This window comes from Synechococcus sp. Minos11, from assembly GCF_014279855.1.
In the GTDB taxonomy this organism is placed as follows: Bacteria; Cyanobacteriota; Cyanobacteriia; order PCC-6307; family Cyanobiaceae; genus RCC307.
Window position 1 is genome coordinate 2,138,120 of record NZ_CP047953.1, and the last position, 17,552, is coordinate 2,155,671.

Here is a 17,552-nt window from a genome sequence, read left to right on the forward strand (position 1 = left end):
TGTGGAGATGGCTTCCCGTGCCGTTTCTCCGCTGCCGCAGCCATGAGCCTGCTGCACGCCGTTTGGCTGCCCAACCCCGGAGCGCCCCATTTGGCCCTCTGGGCGGATACCTGGCGCGTGGCCAAACCACGCAAATTGGACGGCCTCGAAGCGCCACTGCTGCACCCCCTTGCGCTAGAGGCGGGCGACCTCAAGGCTTGGCTGGAAGAGATCGATCGGTTGCCGGCTGAGGCGCAAGCCATCGAAGTGCAGCTGACCCTGCCCAGCCGCAGCAATGGCCTGCCGCTGATGGCTGGTGAAGCGATCCCGAAAGCAGTGCAGTGGTGGCCCTGGCGCGTGCCCGCCCTGGCCATGGCTCCGGCGGATGCCGCCAGCTGGCTGGGGCAGCTGCCACTGGCCAGCAGCCCAGCGGAGCTGGGTGATGACCTGAGCTGGTGGGCCCATCTGCAGCGCTGGGCCTTGAGCTTGGCGGCCCGCGGCCGCTGGTTGCCGGTGGTGCGGCGGCTGGAACCCGGCCATGTGCAGGCCAGCTGGCAGCCCCTGCTCAACCACGAAGAAGACCGCCGCCGCCTGGAGGATCTCGCCAGCCAGATGCCGCTGGTGGTCAGCGCAGCGGACACCCCAGGCGCCCTGGGCTGCCGCCGGCCCAGCGCCAAACGTTTGCAAGTGGCCCAAATCGCTGGGGCCCTGCTCGATGGCCAACTGCGCAAAGGCTTTCAACCCTCTGCGGAGGGATTGGATCCACTGCTGGCGGGCTGGCAACAAGCCCTGGGGCCAGGCGATGGAATCCTGGCTCTCAGCGACGACGACAGCGCCCGGCTGATTAGTGCCACCTCCCGCTGGCGCGAGACCGTGGCCGGCCAGGTGGCACCGGCGCGGGCCCTGCTGGAGCTCGACACACCACCCCAGGGCAGTGAGCTCTGGCCGTTGCGCTTTGGCCTGCAAGCCGAAGCCGACGCCAACCTGCGCCAAAGCGCCACAGCTGTTTGGAATGCCGGTGATGGCGTGCTGCAACTGGGTGAAATCCAGGTGGAGCAGCCCGGTGAACTGCTCTTGGAAGGCCTGGGCCGTGCCCTGGTGGCCTTTGAGCCCCTGGCCCGCGGGCTGGATGCAGCAGCCCCAGAAGCGATGGAGCTGGCACCAGCGGAAGCGTTTGTGTTGGTGCGCACTGCCGCGGCCAAGCTGCGAGATGTGGGGGTTGGGGTGGTGTTGCCCCCCAGCCTCAGTGGGGGCCTCGCCAGCCGGCTGGGCCTTGCGATCAAGGCCGAGCTGCCGGAACAAGGCCGTGGCTTCAGCCTCGGCGAAAACCTTGAGTGGTCGTGGCAGCTGATGATCGGCGGCGTCACCTTGACGCTCAAGGAGCTCGAACGGCTGGCCGGTAAGCGCAGCCCCTTGGTGCAACACAAAGGCGCCTGGATCGAGCTGCGGCCCAGCGATCTCAAAAACGCCGAGAAGTTCTGCGCGGCTGATCCACCGCTGAGCCTCGATGACGCCTTAAGGCTCACCGCCAGCGAAGGCGACACACTGATGCGCATGCCGGTGCACCGCTTTGAAGCGGGCCCCAGGCTCCAGGCGGTGCTGGAGCAATACCACCAGCAAAAAGCACCCGATCCGCTGGCGGCACCGGAAGGCTTTGAAGGCCAATTGCGGCCCTATCAGGAGCGCGGCCTCGGCTGGTTGGCCTTCCTGCACCGCTTTGATCAAGGCGCCTGCCTGGCCGATGACATGGGCCTAGGCAAAACGATCCAGCTGCTGGCCTTCCTGCAACACCTCAAGGCCGAGCAAGAACTCAAACGCCCGGTGCTACTGGTGGCGCCCACCTCAGTGCTGACGAACTGGAAGCGCGAGGCCGCCCAGTTCACCCCGGAGCTGCAGGTGCTGGAGCACTACGGCCCCAAACGCGCCAGCACCGATGCAGCCCTGAAAAAGGCGCTCAAGAGCGTTGATCTGGTGCTCACCAGCTACGGGCTGCTGCAACGGGATAGCGAACTGCTGAGCAACTTCGATTGGCAAGGACTGGTGATCGATGAAGCCCAAGCGATCAAAAACCCTGGCTCCAAGCAGAGCAAAGCGGCCCGCAGCTTGGCGCGGCCCAGCCGCCAGAGCCGCTTCCGCATCGCCCTGACCGGCACACCCGTGGAGAACCGGGTCAGTGAGCTGTGGGCCCTGATGGATTTCCTCAACCCGCGTGTGCTGGGCGAAGAGGACTTCTTCCGCCAGCGCTACCGCTTACCGATTGAGCGCTATGGCGACACCTCATCGCTCAAGGACCTCAAAGCCCGCGTCGGCCCCTTCATCCTCAGGCGCCTGAAAAGCGACAAATCGATCATTGCCGATCTGCCTGAAAAGCTGGAGCTCGCCGAATGGGTGGAGCTCAGCGGCGAGCAGGCCAAGCTGTATCGCAAGACTGTCGACGACACCCTGGAGGCGATCCAGCGGGCACCGCTCGGCCAACGCCATGGCCAAGTGCTGGGACTGCTCACCAAGCTCAAGCAGATTTGCAACCACCCGGCGCTGCTGCTGGGGGAAGAGGAGGTGGGCCCTGATTTCGGCAGCCGTTCGGCGAAGTTGCAACGGCTTGAGGAGATTCTCGAAGAAGTGATGGAAGCAGGGGATCGCGCCCTGTTGTTCACCCAATTCGCCAGCTGGGGCCACCTACTCAAAACCCATCTGCAGCAGCGCTGGCGCCAGGAGGTGCCCTTCTTGCACGGAGGCAGCAGTAAGAACGAGCGTCAAGCGATGGTGGATCGCTTCCAGCAGGATCCCCGCGGGCCGCAGCTGTTCTTGCTTTCGCTCAAAGCCGGCGGTGTAGGGCTCAACCTCACCCGCGCCAGCCATGTCTTCCACATCGATCGCTGGTGGAATCCAGCTGTTGAGAACCAAGCCACCGACCGGGCTTATCGCATTGGCCAAACCCAGCGGGTGCTGGTGCACAAATTCATCACCACCGGCTCGCTCGAGGAAAAAATCGATCGCATGATTCAGGAGAAGGCCTCCCTGGCCGCTGACATCGTGGGCAGTGGTGAGGAATGGCTGGGCGGGCTGGAGCTCAGCCAATTGCGCGATCTCGTATCGCTGGAGGCCACACCATGACCAACACCACCCTGGGCCAGGAAGGACTGGGGCAACAGCCCTGGTGGGTTGTCGAGTGGATGGAGCTGATCAACTCCTACCGCTACAAAAAACGGCTTGAGCGCGCCTGGATCTATGCCCGCGAGGGCAACGTGCTCTCGATTCGTTTTGAAGGCCGGCGCGTGCAGGCAAGGGTGCAAGGCACTGAGCCAGAGCCCTACAAGCTCAAGCTCTGGCTTGATGTGCTCAACGACGAAGACTGGGACTTTGTGCTCGAGGCGCTGCTGCAAAAAGCGCGGTGGACCTGCCAGCTGTTGGCTGGGGTGATGCCCGATGACATCGAGCGGGCCTTCGCAGCCAGCGGCAAGCGGCTGTTCCCGTTCAAGTTGCAGGAGGTGCGCAGCGAATGCAGCTGCCCCGATAAGGCCAACCCCTGCAAACACATCAGCGCCGTCTACTACTTGATGGGCGATCGCTTCAGCGAAGACCCATTCGTGCTGTTCCAGTTGCGGGGCCGCAGCCGCAGCCAACTGCTCAAAGAACTCGCCGAACGGCGCAAGCAACGGCTGCAAGAGCAAAGGGAGAGCGGAGAAGCACCCGCAGCCTTGAGCCCAACGGTGGCACCGCCACCGGATCCGACGCGCTGGTGGAGCTACAGCGCTGCCCTCGATCCCGACCTGGTGGTGATTACCCCAGCCATGGAGGGCAGCACCGGCCTTGATGAGGCGGGCGACCTACCCCTAGCCGCTGAACCCCGTTTCCCCGAGGCCAACCAACGCTTCCTCGATCAACTGCGGCAGCACGGAACCATGGTGGGGCAGATGGCCATGATGGAAGCAATGGCAGCTGGCGCTGAGCCATGAGTGAAGCGGCGGAGGCTCCTTGGCTCTCCCCGCAGCTCTTCGGGCTCACGGCACTGTTGCTGGAATCCCACCAACGGCTCTTTCAACGCCCACTCGTCCGCAGCACCGGCATCCGGCTGGCGGCCCAGGAGCTGTTTGTGCTCGATCAGGTGGTGCTCTGCCATGACGGCAGCGAAGACCCCCGCTTTCTTTATGCCAACCGGGCGGCCTTGCAGCTGTTCAGCCGTAACTGGGAGCAGATGGTGGGCATGCCATCACGGCTCAGTGCCAGCGCCAATCAACGCCTCAGCCGGCGTGAACAGCTGGAGCTCGCCAGACGCCAAGACAAGCTCGAGAACTACAGCGGCGTGCGGGTGAATAGCCAGGGCCGGCGCTTTCAAATCCGCGGAGCGCGGATCTGGAGCCTGATCGATCAAGAGCGCCACTACAGCGGCCAGGCGGCCTGTTTCAGCCAGTGGTGGTGGGAACCGTAATGGGTGTGGTGGACCGCACTGCAAACGCCGGTTCTCCTCATCGCCGCAGCGAAGGAGGCGTCGAACACTGAGGTCAACGGGGCGGCAATCAGCCAGCCCCACCACCCCGTGAGGACACCACCATGCTTTCCCGTCATGCCACCCCGTTCGATCTATTTGAAAAGCTCGAGCAGCAGCTGGCCCAGGCCGAGCGCGTGCCTGCCGCTGAAGTGATGGAAACCGACGCCGCCTTCCAAATCGCCGTTGAACTTCCTGGCGCCGCCAAGGACTCCATTGATGTCAAAGCCACCGACCGCAGCCTGGTGATCAGTGCTGAGAGAGCTCAACCGGAGGGCGAACGCGATGGCGAACCCCTGGTCAGCGAGTTTCGCTATGGCAGCTGGAGCCGCAGTTTCCGCTTTCCCAAAGGGATTCAACGCGATGAACTCAAGGCCAGCTACCGCGATGGCCTGCTGCGCATCACCGCCCCCAAAGCGGAGAGCAACGCGGCTGTGAGCATCACGGTTGAGGCCTGAAGTCGCGGAGCACACAGACAAAACAGGCTGCGACAGCTGAGGCTCATCTCGAGCCATCGCAGCCTCACCATGGAACTGGTCCGCGTCCGCACCACCTCAGCCCCTGGTCTGGGCCTCTGGTTGAAGACCCTGCGCAAGGGATTGAGCGGCCAGGGCTACCGCGTTGAGGTGATCGATAACGGGCCGGTTCAGGTATCGCTCAAGTCCACCCACCCCGACATTGAAGGGGTGCTTTGTCTGGATGCCACGCTGCAAGCCGATCGCGAAGCCGGCGGGCTGGAGCTGCTGACCCGCTTGCAGTGGCGCGGCGAGCCCGGCACCGATGAGACCCTGCAACAGATGCGTGATGTGGTCGCAGCCTTGGTGCCCAACGACAGCATCTTGAGCCTGAGGGACTGCGCCTCCGAATTGGTAGCCGCCTGAGCCAGCCTCCAGCCACCGAAGTTCGGTCCTAGGTTTTATCCCCAGGAGCCATGAAACGGCAATGGTGGCGATCCAACCCAGGCTGACGCTGCAGCAGCAAGAGATTGCAGCGGATACCAGGACTTTGCGGTCCCTCGATTGGGACCGCAGCCGCTTTGACATTGAGTTCGGCCTGCGCAACGGCACCACCTACAACGCGTTTTTGGTGCGCGGTGAGCGCACCGCACTGATTGATTCGAGCCACGCCAAATTCCGCAGCAGCTGGATCCCTGCGCTGCAGGAGATGGTGGACCCCACAACGATCGATGTGCTGATCGTTTCCCACACCGAACCCGACCACTCCGGCCTGATTGGCGATCTGCTGGACCTCAATCCCGAGATTGAGGTGGTGGGCTCCAAGGTGGCCATCAACTACCTGCAAAGCCAGGTTCACCGGGCCTTCAACAGCCGGGCGGTGAAAAGTGGCGAAACCTTGGATCTGGGCACCAACCCCGAGAGCGGCATCGAGCACCGCTTTGAATTCCTCAGTGCCCCCAACCTGCACTGGCCCGACACGATCTTCAGCTTTGATCACGGCACCGGGGTGCTCTACACCTGTGATGCCTTTGGCCTGCACTACTGCAGTGATGAGGTCTTCGATACCGACCCCGGCTCAATCGCACCGGACTTTCGGTATTACTACGACTGCCTGATGGGCCCCAACGCCCGCAGCGTGCTGCAGGCCCTCAAGCGCATGGAGGGACTGCCAGAAATCACGATGATCGCCACCGGCCACGGGCCGCTACTGCGCGATCACCTCAACCTCTGGATCACCGACTACGGCGACTGGAGCCGCGAGCGAAGCAAAGGTGATCGCTACGCCGCAGTGGTTTATGTGAGCCAATACGGCTTCTGTGATCGGCTCAGCCAGGCCATTGCCCGCGGCATCAGCAAAACCGAACTGCCGGTGCAACTGGTGGATCTACGCGGCACTGATCCCCAGGAGCTAACCGCCCTGATCAGTGAGGCCACCGCCTTGGTGCTGCCAACCCCACCGGCTGATCGCGATAGCGATTTGCAAGCCAACTGGGGCACCTTGCTGGCAGCGCTGAAAGCCAAACAAGCCGTTGGCCTCTACGACGCCTACGGCGGCAATGACGAGCCGATTGATGCGGTCGCCAACCAACTGCGCGAACTCGGCCACCCCGAGGGCTTTGCGCCCCTGCGCATCCGCAGCGTTCCTGATGCCGCGGCCTATCAGCTCTGCGAAGAGGCCGGCACCGACTTAGGTCAGCTGGTGCAACGCGCCAAAACCATCAAGGCGATGAAGTCGCTCGATGGCGATCTCGATAAAGCCCTGGGCCGCCTCAGCGGCGGGCTTTATGTGGTGACCGCCCAGCAAGGCGAGGGCAGCGAAATGCGCAGTGGCGCCATGGTGGCCAGCTGGGTGAGCCAGGCCAGCTTTGAACCACCCGGCCTCACGGTGGCGGTGGCCAAAGACCGCGCCATCGAAGCCTTGATGCAGGTGGGTGATCGCTTTGTGTTGAACGTGCTGGCCGAAGAAAACCACCAGCCCTTGCTGCGCCATTTCCTCAAGCGCTTCCCGCCTGGAGCCGATCGCTTTGCTGGCGTAGCCACCTTGGAAGGCACCGCCGCGGGGGGACCGGTGTTGAGTGAGGCTCTGGCCTATCTCGATTGCCAAGTGCAGCAGCGCATGGAATGTGCCGACCACTGGTTGATCTACGCCGTCGTTAATGGCGGCAATGTGGCTGATCAGCAAGCAAGCACCGCCGTGCACCACCGCAAAGTGGGGAACCACTACTGATGGGCGATCAGCGCTCGGTCCTGCAGCTGCCGATCGACGGGGGGCTGATCTGCCTACGCGGCCTCAGCCCGCGGCGCACCCGCTTTGAAGTGGAGTACGCCCTCGAGCGGGGCAGCTGCCACAACAGCTTTCTGTTCAACAGCAGCGATCCGGCCAAGCCAGCAGTGCTGGTGCACCCCCCTGGAGCCACCTTCACTGAGCCCTTCCTGGCCAGCCTCAAGGAACTGCTCACGGCCGAGCAGCCGCTGCAGGTGTTGCAGGGCAACGTCAACCCCGATCGGGTGGCTCTGCTGCACGCCCTGGTGCGCCAAAACCCACAGGTGCAGCTGGTGGTCTCCAATGCCGGCGCCAAATTGCTCGATGAGCTCTGGAGCAGGCAAAAGCCCGGCAGTGACGCCCCGCCTCCGCCGCCCCAGCCACCGCTAACGGTGATCAAACAAGACAGCAGCCTGCCGCTGCCGGATGGCCGCGAGCTGGAGGTGCTGGCGGTGCCAACACCACGCTGGCCTGGCGGGCTTGTGGCGTTTTTGCCCGATAACGGCCTGCTGATGAGTGGCCGCTTTTTTGCCGCCCACCTCTACAGCGACAGCTACGCCGAAACCAACCGCAGCAGCACCGAAGAAGACCGCCGCTACTACTACGACTGCCTGATGGCACCGATGGCCAGCCAGGTGGAAGCCGTGGTGAGCCGCCTTGAGGAGCTGCCGATCCGCAGCATCGCGCCGGGCTATGGCCCCGCCATTGATGACAGCTGGCGCAGCCTGCTGGCGGACTACGGCCGCTGGGGGGAAGCCCAGCAGCGCTCGAAGTTGGAGGTGGCTCTGCTCTATGCCAGCGCCTATGGCAACACCGCCTCGATTGCCGATGCCATCGGCCAAGGCATCGCCCGCACCGGCGTGCGCGTGAACAGCCTCAACTGCGAGTTCAGCGAGCCGGAAGCGCTGCTCAAGGCGATCCAGGGTTGCGATGCGCTACTGATTGGCTCTCCCACCCTCGGCGGCCATGCACCCACGCCGATCGTTTCGGCCCTGGGCACGGTGCTAGCCGAAGGCGACCGCAGCAAACCGGTGGGGGTATTCGGCAGCTTTGGCTGGAGCGGCGAAGCGCTGGATCTCCTGGAAACCAAGCTCACCGACGGCGGCTTCAGCCAGGCTTTTGAACCGATCCGGGTGAAGTTCAGCCCTGATGCACCCACGCTGAAACGCTGCGAAGAAACCGGCATGGGCCTGGCCCGCAAGCTGCAGCAACAGCAGAAGCGCCAGCAAAAACGCGCTGGTGGCGGCATGAGCGAAAGCCGCAGCGATCCGGGCGTACTCGCCCTTGGCCGCGTGGTGGGGTCGCTCTGCGTGCTGACGGCCAGCAAAGGGGAAGGCGAGCAAGCCCTCGGCGGCGCCATGGTGGCCAGCTGGGTGAGCCAGGCCAGCTTCACGCCTCCAGGCATCACGGTGGCGGTGGCCCGCGACCGCGCTGTGGAAGCGCTGCTGCATGTGGGCGACCGCTTCGCCCTCAACGTGCTGGCCGAAGGCCGCGAAACCGGCCCGATGAAGCAATTCCTGCAGCCGTTCAATCCCGGTGACGATCGCTTTGCCGGTTTGGAGCTCGAACGCAGCCCCGGCGGTCAGCCGCTGCTGCCGGAAGCCCTGGCCTGGCTCGAGGGAACGGTCAAGCAGCGCATGGACGTTGGTGATCACTGGGTGGTGTACGCCGAAGTCAGTGCTGGCGGACTATTCGACGAGGAGGGAGTGACGGCGCTACATCACCGCCGCAGCGGCAGCAACTACTGATAGGCCCATTTGTGCACACCCAAAAAAGTCATGCAGACCACCCCAACTGCGGCTCTAATGCGTTGAGGCGAAACGTTCGGAATTGGAGATCCAAACTCCTGGGCAGGTCGAGCGTTACCGCGGTTTTGTACTCATCCCAGAAGACGACCTGAGCTGGCAGGTGCGACCCGAGCGCAGCCCCATGCACGTGCTGCCGTTTCGCACGCCGGCCTGCTCGATTGCCGATGTGAAAGCGCTGGTGGATTGGCGCCTGGCCCGTTTGGGCCGCGACCGCAGGCCCCAGCCCAAGGCGGAGCTACTGCCCAAATCAAAAGGCAACGGCTGGCAGCTGACTGACATGCAAGACCAACAAAAAACCGCCTGAGCCAGCAAGCTCAAGCGGTTGATCACAAGCTGGACTTGGCTTCTCCCAACCCCGCTCGTTCAAGCTGCGCGGGGCGGAGGCGTGGGATCAAAGCGCTGGAGAGGCAGAACCAGGGTGTGCCAGTTATCGGGACGCTCGGGGCGATCGCGGCGGCTACGGCGAACACCGAAGGGAACCCGGACGACATTGGTGCCTGAGACATTGACCGTTTCACCGCGTGCCAACCGATCTTGGAAAGGCAAGTTGGGGCCGCTGGTGTGAGAGCCGTGATCGTTGGTGCTCATGGTCTCGCTCAATAACGGAATCAGGCTTGTAGGCCCTCGTCCGCAGTTGCAACAGATGATGCCGGAAAGGCAAGACATAAATCAAGAGGAAAACCTTAAATTTCCTCTTGCCGAGACTTAACCGGCCGCTCTCGCCAACTCCTCCACTGAGGGGCAAGTGCAGATCAAATTGCGATCACCAAAGGCATTATCGATGCGTGACACCGCAGGCCAGAGCTTGTTGCTGCGCAATCCCTGAACCGGATAGGCCGCTTGTTCGCGGCTGTAGGGCCGCTCCCAAACATCAGCTGTCACCGCCGCCAAGGTGTGGGGAGCCCGGCGCAGGGGATTGTCATCGCGATCACACAGGCCGGCCTCGATGGCGGCGGCCTCCGCGCGGATCGCCATCATCGCTTCAACAAAGCGATCGAGCTCCAGCAGCGACTCGCTTTCGGTGGGCTCCACCATCACGGTGCCGGCCACGGGCCAGGACACGGTGGGAGCGTGGAAGCCGTAGTCCATCAAGCGCTTGGCCAGGTCATCCACCTCAAGGCCGGCGCTGCGCTTGAGCGGGCGCAAATCAAGGATGCACTCGTGGGCCACGCGGCCATTCGCGCCGCGATACAGAACCGGGAAATGGGGCTCGAGTCGCTCAGCCAAGTCATTGGCAGCCAGCAGGGCCACCGCCGTGGCTTGGCGCAGGCCGGCGCCACCCATCAAGCGGATATACATCCAGCTGATCGGCAGGATGCTGGCGCTGCCCCAAGGGGCTGCTGAGACAGGGCCAATGGCCTGCTCACCGCCGCAGGGCACCAGAGGATGGCCTGGCAGGAATGGAGCCAAATGGGCCGCCACAGCGATGGGGCCGACGCCAGGGCCGCCGCCGCCATGGGGGATGCAGAAGGTCTTGTGCAGGTTGAGGTGACAGACATCCGCGCCAAAGCGCCCCGGCTGGCAAACACCCACCTGGGCATTGAGGTTGGCGCCATCGAGGTAGACCTGGCCGCCGTGGCGATGAATCAGGGCGCAGATGTCGCTGATGCCCTGCTCGAACACTCCATGGGTGGAGGGGTAGGTGACCATCAAGGCCGCCAACTGATCGGCGTGCTGCTCGGCCTTAGCCGCCAGATCGGCCTGATCGATGTTGCCGGCCTCATCGCATTGCACCGCCACCACCTGCATGCCCGCCATCACGGCGCTGGCGGGGTTGGTGCCATGGGCGCTGGTGGGAATGAGGCAAATGTTGCGATGGCCTTCACCGCGCTGGCGATGCCACGCGCGAATCACCAGCAAGCCGGCGTACTCGCCTTGGGAGCCGGCATTGGGCTGCAGCGACACCGCCGCAAAACCAGTGATCGTGGCGAGCCACGCCTCCAGCTCGTTGATCAGCTGGTCGTAGCCCTGGCGCTGAGCTGCCGGAACAAAGGGATGCAAGCGGTTGAAGGCAGCCCAGCTCACCGGCTGCAGCTCAGCAGCGGCATTGAGCTTCATGGTGCAGCTGCCCAGCGGGATCATCCCGTGCACCAAGGAGAAGTCCTTGGAAACCAGCCGCTGGATGTAGCGCAGCAGCTCGGTTTCTGAGCGGTAGAGCTGGAACACCTCCTGGGGAAGCCAACCAGCGGGACGCACCGGCAGCTCGCCAACGCTCTTGGCCTGCGGCGTGGCAGCCAGCAACTCGCTGATGGCCGGGGCAGTGCGGCCGCAACCAGCGGCAAAACACTCCAGCAGCGCCTGAACTTCAGCCTCATCGCTGCATTCATCGAGGCTGATGCCAGCGCCATCGGGCAGGGGCAGCAGGTTGAAGCCAGCCGCTTCCAAACGCTCAATCCAGCCACTTGGCTGATCCAGCCGCAGGCGCAGGGTGTCAAAGGCAGGAGCGGCAGCCACATCCAGGCCCAACTGCTGCAGGCCAGCGGCTAGGGCTGCTGTCAGGCGCTGCACGCGGCGGGCGATGGCGGTGAGGCCATCGGGGCCGTGGTGCACGGCATAAAAACCAGCCATCACAGCCAGCAGCACCTGAGCGGTGCAGATGTTGCTGGTGGCCTTGTCGCGGCGGATGTGCTGCTCGCGGGTTTGCAGCGCCAAACGCAGGGCCGGCTCACCAGCCGCATCGCGGGACATGCCCACCAGCCGTCCGGGGATTTGACGCTTGTAGGCCTCGGTGGTGGCAAAGAAGGCGGCATGGGGGCCGCCAAAACCGAGGGGCACACCGAAGCGTTGAGCACTGCCCACAGCGATCTGCACACCCAACTGCGCCACCGGTGGCATCAGCACCTGGGCCAGGGGATCCACCGCCGCGATCACCAGCACATCAGCGGCCTTGGCGCGGGCAATCACCTCGGTTGGATCCGGGCAAGCGCCACTGGCCGTTGGCAGCTGCAGCAACAAACCAAAACTGTCATCGCCGAAGTCCATCGCGGCGGGATCGGCCACCACCAACTCAATGCCGAGGGGCTCAGCGCGGGTCTGCAGCACCGCCAGGGTCTGGGGGAACAGATCGGCCTGCACATGGAACCGGCGGGCCTGCTTACGGCGGCAGGCGCCGTAGGCCAAGGTCATCGCCTCAGCGGCAGCGGTGGCCTCATCGAGCAGCGAAGCATTGGCGATCGGCAGGCCGGTGAGCTCGCTGATCAGGGTTTGGAAATTGAGCAGGGCCTCCAAACGGCCCTGGGCAATCTCTGCTTGATAGGGGGTATAGGCGGTGTACCAAGCCGGGTTTTCCAGCACATGGCGCTGAATCAGTGCTGGTGTCGCGGTGTCGTAGTAGCCAAGGCCGATCAGGTTGCGAAGCACCGTGTTGGCCGCCGCGCGCTGCTCCAGCTCGCGCAGGGCTTGGCGCTCATCGCACTCCTGCGGCAAGGCATCGCGCGCCTGATCAGCATCGATCAGGATTTCGGCAGGAACACACTCCTGCAGCAGCTGCTCGAGGTCGCGGCAACCCAAACGCTGCAGCATCTGGGCCTGCTCTGCAGGCGAAGGCCCGAGATGGCGTTGAACAAACCCAGCGCTCAAGAGCCTCCCTCCACCTTGGCGCTGTAGCTGGTGGCATCCATCAGCTGCTCCATCTGGCTGGGATCAGCAGGGGTGATCTTGAGCAGCCAACCCTCTTGATAGGGATCGTTCTGCAGCAGCTCAGGGGTGTCGATCACAGCCTGGTTGGCGGCAACCACGGTGCCGGAGACCGGCGCATACATCTCTTCCACCGCCTTGACCGATTCAACGGTCCCAAAGCTGCTGCCCTTCTCGATGCTGGCGCCCACCTCGGGCAGCTCAACAAAAACGATGTCGCCGAGCTGATCAACGGCGAAAGCGCTGATGCCGACTTTGATCCCCTCGTCACTGGGGCCGGCGTACTCGTGGCTATCGGCGTAACGCAGCTCGGCCGGGAAGGTGAGGGCCATCGGCTGTTGGCTTTAAAAGTGCGCTCAGTCTGTCGGACAACCCTCCAATCTCGTGAGTGCGGCGGCCAATGCCAAAGCCGCATGAGTGCGGTGGGTGCCCCCCTGGCTGTAGAGCACGTAGGGCTCCCGCAAGGGGCCATCGGCGGAGAACTCGCTGGTGCTGCCATCGATGAAGGTGCCGCCAGCCATCACCAATTCACTGGCGTAACCAGGCATCGGCGCCGGCACCGGATCGACATAACCGCCGATCGGTGAGCAGGCCTGGAAGGCGCGGCACACCTCCTGCAGCGGCTGCGGAGCGCCGAACTTCACCGCTTGAATCACATCGCTGCGCTTCCCACCGGGCAGCGGTTGCACCGGCAACCCCCGGTTGGCAAACACCTGGGCCACCAGATCAGCGCTGATCAACGCCTCGGCCACCATCTGCGGCGCCAAAAACAAGCCTTGAAACAGCAGCCGGTTGAGATCAAAGCCGGTGCCGCCTTCGGCGCCAATGCCTGGAGCGGTGAGGCGGCAGCAAGCCTGCTCCACCAAATCAGCGCGGCCCGCCACATAGCCGCCCGTGGGAGCAATGGTGCCGCCGAGATTTTTGATCAAGGAGCCGGCCATGAGATCAGCGCCCACCTCCGTGGGCTCGGCCGCTTCCACCAGCTCGCCGTAGCAGTTATCGACAAACACCAAGGTGGCTGGGCTGTGCTGACGCACTTGCTCCACGAGCCGGCCGATTTGGGCCACCGCCAGCGATGGCCGCCAGCTGTAGCCGCAGCTGCGCTGAATCAGCACCATCCGCGTGACCGGGCTGAGGGCATCAGCCAAGGCCGGCTCATCAACGCGGCCATCGGTGGTGAGCTCGAGTTCGTCGTAATGGATGCCGAACTCAGCCAGGGAGCCCTGGCCGCTGCCGCGCAGACCGATCACCTCCTCGAGGGTGTCGTAGGGGCGGCCGGTGATCGACAGCAACCGATCGCCTGGACGCAACACGCCAAACAAGGCAGCTGTGATGGCGTGGGTGCCGCTGACGAACTGCAGCCGCACCGCCGCTGCTTCAGCGCCAAGCACCCGGGCAAAGACGCGATCGAGCGTGTCGCGGCCCAGATCGTTGTGGCCGTAACCGCTGACGGAGGCGAAGTGGTGGGTGCCCACCCGCTCGGCCTGAAAGGCCGCCAGCACCTTGGCCAGCTGTGGCTGCACCGCAGCGGTGCGAGCTGCCGCAGCGGCGCTGAGTTGCTGCTGGGCGGCGGCAACGGCCTCCCAAGCCTGGGAAGAAGCAGCGGGCCAGGAGGGCAGCAAAGCCAAGGGGCAACTGAAAGCCAGCCTGCTTCAGCAACGGTTTTCTTTAACGGGAGCTAAGTTCATCCGGCTTATGCGTCGCAACTGCGACACGGCATCAGCCGTTTACGGAGTCTCTTTTGGTCGTAGCCCCTACAACCGCGCCGACAGCCGCACCCGTTGCAGATGATCTGCACGAGCGGCTTTACGGACGCCGGCCTCCACTGCCGGCCAGTCAGCGCAAGCTGAAAGTGGGCACGACCCTGTTCATGCTGGCGATGCATGTGGGCGCCGTGTTTGCGCTGCTGCCGCGCTTCTGGAGCTGGCAGGGCCTGGTGGCTTTTGGCGTCCTCTACTGGATGACCGTGCTGGGGGTGACCCTGGGCCTGCACCGGCTGATGGCCCACCGCAGCTTTGAAGCCCCCAAATGGCTCGAGCGGGTGTTGGTGGTGATGGGCACCCTCGGCTGCCAAGGCGGCCCGGTGGAGTGGGTTGGCTTGCACCGCCACCATCACAAGTTTTCTGATCAACCGAACGATCACCACGACGCCGGCCGGGGCCTGTGGTGGTCGCACAGCGAATGGATGCTGCACTCCATTCCGGCCCTGAAGCACCTGGATCGTTTCGCCGGCGATATGCGCCGCGATCCCTTCTACAACTGGCTCGACCGCTTTTTCCTGCTGCTGCAGCTGCCCCTAGGCGCGGCTCTCTACTGGATCGGCGAGAACACCGGCGTGCATGGCGGAGGCCTGGGCCTGGTGCTGTGGGCGATCCCCCTGCGCCTCACCGTTGTGTACCACGTGACCTGGCTGGTGAACTCCGCCACCCACGTCTGGGGTTATCGCAACTTCGATTGCCCTGACCGCTCCACCAACTGCTGGTGGGTAGCGATCCTCAGCTTTGGCGAGGGCTGGCACAACAACCACCACGCCTTTCCCCACTCAGCCCGCCACGGCCTGCGCTGGTTTGAGTTCGACATCACCTGGCAGCACATCCGGGCCCTCAAGAGCCTGGGCTTGGCCAAGCGGATTCGCCTGGCCCACTACCGGCCCTGACGCAGGCGCTCCAATAGCGCCTCGGGCCCTGAGGCCACCAGCTCTTGCATGCCAAGGGCTTCCAGGGTGATCAACAGATCGCCGAGCTCGCTATCGAACTCGGCGGCGCCGTAATCCCGCAGGCCAGCCATCACTTCAGCGAAGCGCTCCCGGCGTTGCCGCTTTTGCGCTGGATAGGCCTGCAAAACCGCTTCACGGCATTGGCGCCAGGGCTTACCGCCACTGAGCAGCTCTGCCAAAGCCGCACTGAGCGCCGGGGCTTCCTCATCGCTAATGCGCAAGTCAAAACCAGGTGGCAACGGACGCAAACCGATGAAAATCTCCAGCAACTCGCCCGCCTTCAGCGGGGCCCCTGAGGCATCCAGCAATGGCAACGCCGAGATTTTCAGCGCTGCGAGCAACTCCTCTTGGCCTTCCAGCTGCTCCAGGGCATCGCCGCCCTTGGCAGCTTCCGCCAACCAGCGATTGCAGCTGCCCAAGGCCAAAAACACCTCAGGACCTGGAGAGGCCAGCTTGCGGTTGCGCAGGTTGGAGAGCTGGGAGCTATGCAGCCGGCCGAAATCGAGCTGTTCCGCCAAGGCAGGCAACACCCGGTGCGACCAGCTGTTGCGCTCATGCCAGGCCTTGAGCATGGCGGCAAAGGCGCCGTGTCCGGCTTCGAGCTGTTCGCGGTAGCCCATCGGGCTGGCAATTCACTTTGCCCAGAGTAAGGGCGGTAATCCCAACCCGCATAGATATGCAATATGGATTCGTATTGTTATTGTTGGCTCATTGATACGGAATCAGTCCAATGACCGTCGCTATTCCAGCGGCAACCATCTCAGCACCAGCCCGCTCGGCTGTGTTGAGTGCGCCGCACCCTGACAAGTCCACCCACTGCGATGGTCCCGGCCGCCGTTGGGGCACTGTTGGCTTTATGGCCGGCATCCACATCCTTGCTGTGGTGGCACTTCTGCCCATGTTCTGGAGCTGGCAGGCCGTCACCAGCCTGGCGGTTCTCTACTGGGTCACCGCCTGCCTGGGCGTGACCATCGGCTACCACCGCCTGCTCTGCCACCGCTCCTTCCGCCTACCCCAATGGCTGGAGCGCTTCTTTGCCACCTGCGGCGCCCTGAGCTGCCAGCACGGGCCGATCGACTGGGTTGGCCTGCACCGCCACCACCACAAGTTCTCTGATACGGATGCTGATCATCACAACAGCAACCGCGGCTTCTGGTGGAGCCACATGGGCTGGATGTTCGAGGAAATCCCCGCCATGGGCGCGGTGCCCCGCTTCTCAGCCGATCTGGCCAAAGACCCCTACTACCGCTGGTTGAACAACAACTTCTTGCTGCTGCAGCTGCCCTTGGCTGGCCTGCTGTTCTTAATCGGCAGCCTCACCGGCGCCGGCGGCTGGGCCCTGGTGCTCTGGGGCATCCCCCTGCGCCTGGTGCTCGTCTATCACGTGACCTGGCTGGTGAACTCGGCCACCCACTGCTGGGGCGAAGCCGTCCATGAGAGCGGTGACAAGTCACGCAACAACCCCTGGGTGGCGGCTCTGACCTTCGGCGAGGGCTGGCACAACAACCACCACGCCTTCCCCCACTCGGCCAAGCACGGCCTGGAGCCCGGTCAGATCGATCTCACCTGGCAGCACATCCGGCTGATGCGCGCCCTCGGCCTGGCCAAGCAAGTCCGCCTGCCGGCGGGCTGAGGCTCAGGTCAGGAAGGTAAGATCAACGGCTGGCCTTTTGGCAGTCGAATAGCACCCGGATTCACCCATGGCGAAGCGCGTACAAGTTGTTCTCAGCGAAGACATCCTGAGCCTGGGCAAGGACGGTGATCTTGTGGAGGTGGCTCCGGGTTATGCCCGGAACTTCCTCCTTCCCCATGGCAAAGCACTGCCTGTGACCCCAGCGGTGCTCAAGCAAGTGGAGCACCGCCGCGCCAAGGAAGCTGAGCGCCTGGCAGCCCTGAAAGCCGACGCCGTGGCCTTCCGCACTGCGCTCGACACCATCGGCCGCTTCACCGTTAAGAAGCAGACCGGCGGCGACGATGTGCTGTTTGGCACCGTCACCAACGTCGATGTGGCTGAGGCCATCGAATCGGCCACCAAGAAGCTGGTGGACAAGCGCGACATCACCGTCCCTGAGGTGCACCGCACCGGCAACTACAAGGTCCAGGTCAAGCTGCACCCTGAAGTGGTCGCCGAGATCAATCTGGAAGTGGTCAGCCACTAAGGCCAAACCGCCCGAAACGGGGCAGCATGGTTGTCCCTTGAACGATG

At 63.9% G+C, this 17,552-nt stretch carries 16 protein-coding genes; 11 read left to right on the plus strand and 5 right to left on the minus strand.

The genetic code is table 11. The features are described 5' to 3' along the window. The first annotated feature begins 42 nt into the window (after positions 1 to 42). From SynMINOS11_RS12055 to SynMINOS11_RS12090, 8 genes are all read left to right on the plus strand, one after another. On the plus strand, positions 43 to 3,093 hold the full coding sequence (locus tag SynMINOS11_RS12055; RefSeq protein WP_186548790.1) for a DEAD/DEAH box helicase: 3,051 nt from the start codon (positions 43 to 45) through the stop codon (positions 3,091 to 3,093). After that, positions 3,090 to 3,935 carry an SWIM zinc finger family protein gene (locus tag SynMINOS11_RS12060; RefSeq protein WP_186548791.1) on the plus strand — a complete coding sequence of 282 codons (846 nt, stop codon included), beginning with the start codon at positions 3,090 to 3,092 and terminating at the stop codon, positions 3,933 to 3,935. Before SynMINOS11_RS12055 ends, SynMINOS11_RS12060 begins: the two co-directional genes overlap by 4 nt. Then, a complete protein-coding gene (locus SynMINOS11_RS12065) occupies positions 3,932 to 4,408 on the plus strand; it encodes an MEKHLA domain-containing protein (RefSeq protein ID WP_186548793.1) in 477 nt (158 codons plus the stop codon). The genes SynMINOS11_RS12060 and SynMINOS11_RS12065 overlap by 4 nt, the downstream gene beginning before the upstream one ends. Before the next feature lie 122 nt (positions 4,409 to 4,530). Next, positions 4,531 to 4,923, plus strand: coding sequence for an Hsp20/alpha crystallin family protein (locus tag SynMINOS11_RS12070; protein WP_011936796.1), 393 nt, complete (start codon positions 4,531 to 4,533; stop codon positions 4,921 to 4,923). A 69-nt stretch (positions 4,924 to 4,992) separates the two neighbouring features. Further along, the gene (locus SynMINOS11_RS12075; RefSeq protein WP_011936797.1) at positions 4,993 to 5,346 is read left to right on the plus strand and encodes a hypothetical protein; all 354 of its coding nucleotides are present in this window, start codon (positions 4,993 to 4,995) and stop codon (positions 5,344 to 5,346) included. A 61-nt stretch (positions 5,347 to 5,407) separates the two neighbouring features. After that, positions 5,408 to 7,150, plus strand: a complete 1,743-nt coding sequence (locus tag SynMINOS11_RS12080) for a diflavin flavoprotein (RefSeq protein WP_186548795.1) — start codon at positions 5,408 to 5,410, stop codon at positions 7,148 to 7,150. Beyond that, the gene (locus SynMINOS11_RS12085) at positions 7,150 to 8,934 is read left to right on the plus strand and encodes a flavin reductase (protein ID WP_186548797.1); all 1,785 of its coding nucleotides are present in this window, start codon (positions 7,150 to 7,152) and stop codon (positions 8,932 to 8,934) included. Before SynMINOS11_RS12080 ends, SynMINOS11_RS12085 begins: the two co-directional genes overlap by 1 nt. An 82-nt stretch (positions 8,935 to 9,016) precedes the next feature. Further along, positions 9,017 to 9,298 carry a hypothetical protein gene (locus SynMINOS11_RS12090; RefSeq protein WP_186550907.1) on the plus strand — a complete coding sequence of 94 codons (282 nt, stop codon included), beginning with the start codon at positions 9,017 to 9,019 and terminating at the stop codon, positions 9,296 to 9,298. A gap of 59 nt (positions 9,299 to 9,357) precedes the next feature. Here the strand turns inward: SynMINOS11_RS12090 and SynMINOS11_RS12095 are convergent, their stop codons facing one another. The 4 genes from SynMINOS11_RS12095 to SynMINOS11_RS12110 form a co-directional block, all read right to left on the minus strand. Beyond that, positions 9,358 to 9,582, minus strand: a complete 225-nt coding sequence (locus SynMINOS11_RS12095; protein ID WP_043737462.1) for a hypothetical protein — start codon at positions 9,580 to 9,582, stop codon at positions 9,358 to 9,360. A 117-nt stretch (positions 9,583 to 9,699) separates the two neighbouring features. Beyond that, positions 9,700 to 12,573, minus strand: coding sequence for an aminomethyl-transferring glycine dehydrogenase (gcvP, locus tag SynMINOS11_RS12100; protein ID WP_186548799.1), 2,874 nt, complete (start codon positions 12,571 to 12,573; stop codon positions 9,700 to 9,702). Next, on the minus strand, positions 12,570 to 12,962 hold the full coding sequence (gene gcvH / locus SynMINOS11_RS12105) for a glycine cleavage system protein GcvH (RefSeq protein WP_011936803.1): 393 nt from the start codon (positions 12,960 to 12,962) through the stop codon (positions 12,570 to 12,572). Before gcvH ends, gcvP begins: the two co-directional genes overlap by 4 nt. 24 nt (positions 12,963 to 12,986) lie before the next feature. Continuing rightward, positions 12,987 to 14,258, minus strand: coding sequence for a methionine gamma-lyase family protein (locus tag SynMINOS11_RS12110; RefSeq protein ID WP_186548801.1), 1,272 nt, complete (start codon positions 14,256 to 14,258; stop codon positions 12,987 to 12,989). 164 nt (positions 14,259 to 14,422) lie between these two features. Here SynMINOS11_RS12110 and SynMINOS11_RS12115 point away from each other — a divergent pair, with 164 nt between their 5' ends. After that, entirely contained in the window at positions 14,423 to 15,286 is an 864-nt protein-coding gene (locus SynMINOS11_RS12115) for an acyl-CoA desaturase (protein ID WP_050815562.1), read from the plus strand. Here SynMINOS11_RS12115 and SynMINOS11_RS12120 read toward each other — a convergent pair. Further along, the gene (locus SynMINOS11_RS12120) at positions 15,274 to 15,966 is read right to left on the minus strand and encodes a hypothetical protein (protein ID WP_186548803.1); all 693 of its coding nucleotides are present in this window, start codon (positions 15,964 to 15,966) and stop codon (positions 15,274 to 15,276) included. The genes SynMINOS11_RS12115 and SynMINOS11_RS12120 overlap by 13 nt on opposite strands. Positions 15,967 to 16,202: 236 nt before the next feature. Between SynMINOS11_RS12120 and SynMINOS11_RS12125 the strand changes: the two genes are divergently transcribed. Continuing rightward, positions 16,203 to 16,979: an acyl-CoA desaturase gene (locus SynMINOS11_RS12125; protein ID WP_255445556.1), complete on the plus strand. Its 777-nt coding sequence runs from the start codon at positions 16,203 to 16,205 to the stop codon at positions 16,977 to 16,979. Positions 16,980 to 17,046: 67 nt separating this feature from the next. Then, entirely contained in the window at positions 17,047 to 17,505 is a 459-nt protein-coding gene (gene rplI, locus SynMINOS11_RS12130; RefSeq protein ID WP_011936808.1) for a 50S ribosomal protein L9, read from the plus strand. The last annotated feature ends 47 nt before the right edge of the window (positions 17,506 to 17,552 follow it).

Excerpts from the sequence above, each read along its gene's own strand:
- SynMINOS11_RS12055 (WP_186548790.1), top strand. The coding sequence starts at position 43 with ATGAGCCTGCTGCACGCCGTTTGGCTGCCCAACCCCGGAGCGCCCCAT.
- SynMINOS11_RS12060 (WP_186548791.1), top strand. The coding sequence starts at position 3,090 with ATGACCAACACCACCCTGGGCCAGGAAGGACTGGGGCAACAGCCCTGG.
- SynMINOS11_RS12065 (WP_186548793.1), top strand. The coding sequence starts at position 3,932 with ATGAGTGAAGCGGCGGAGGCTCCTTGGCTCTCCCCGCAGCTCTTCGGG.
- SynMINOS11_RS12070 (WP_011936796.1), top strand. The coding sequence starts at position 4,531 with ATGCTTTCCCGTCATGCCACCCCGTTCGATCTATTTGAAAAGCTCGAG.
- SynMINOS11_RS12075 (WP_011936797.1), top strand. The coding sequence starts at position 4,993 with ATGGAACTGGTCCGCGTCCGCACCACCTCAGCCCCTGGTCTGGGCCTC.
- SynMINOS11_RS12080 (WP_186548795.1), top strand. The coding sequence starts at position 5,408 with ATGGTGGCGATCCAACCCAGGCTGACGCTGCAGCAGCAAGAGATTGCA.
- SynMINOS11_RS12085 (WP_186548797.1), top strand. The coding sequence starts at position 7,150 with ATGGGCGATCAGCGCTCGGTCCTGCAGCTGCCGATCGACGGGGGGCTG.
- SynMINOS11_RS12095 (WP_043737462.1), bottom strand. The coding sequence starts at position 9,582 with ATGAGCACCAACGATCACGGCTCTCACACCAGCGGCCCCAACTTGCCT.
- gcvH (WP_011936803.1), bottom strand. The coding sequence starts at position 12,962 with ATGGCCCTCACCTTCCCGGCCGAGCTGCGTTACGCCGATAGCCACGAG.
- SynMINOS11_RS12120 (WP_186548803.1), bottom strand. The coding sequence starts at position 15,966 with ATGGGCTACCGCGAACAGCTCGAAGCCGGACACGGCGCCTTTGCCGCC.
- SynMINOS11_RS12125 (WP_255445556.1), top strand. The coding sequence starts at position 16,203 with ATGGCCGGCATCCACATCCTTGCTGTGGTGGCACTTCTGCCCATGTTC.
- rplI (WP_011936808.1), top strand. The coding sequence starts at position 17,047 with ATGGCGAAGCGCGTACAAGTTGTTCTCAGCGAAGACATCCTGAGCCTG.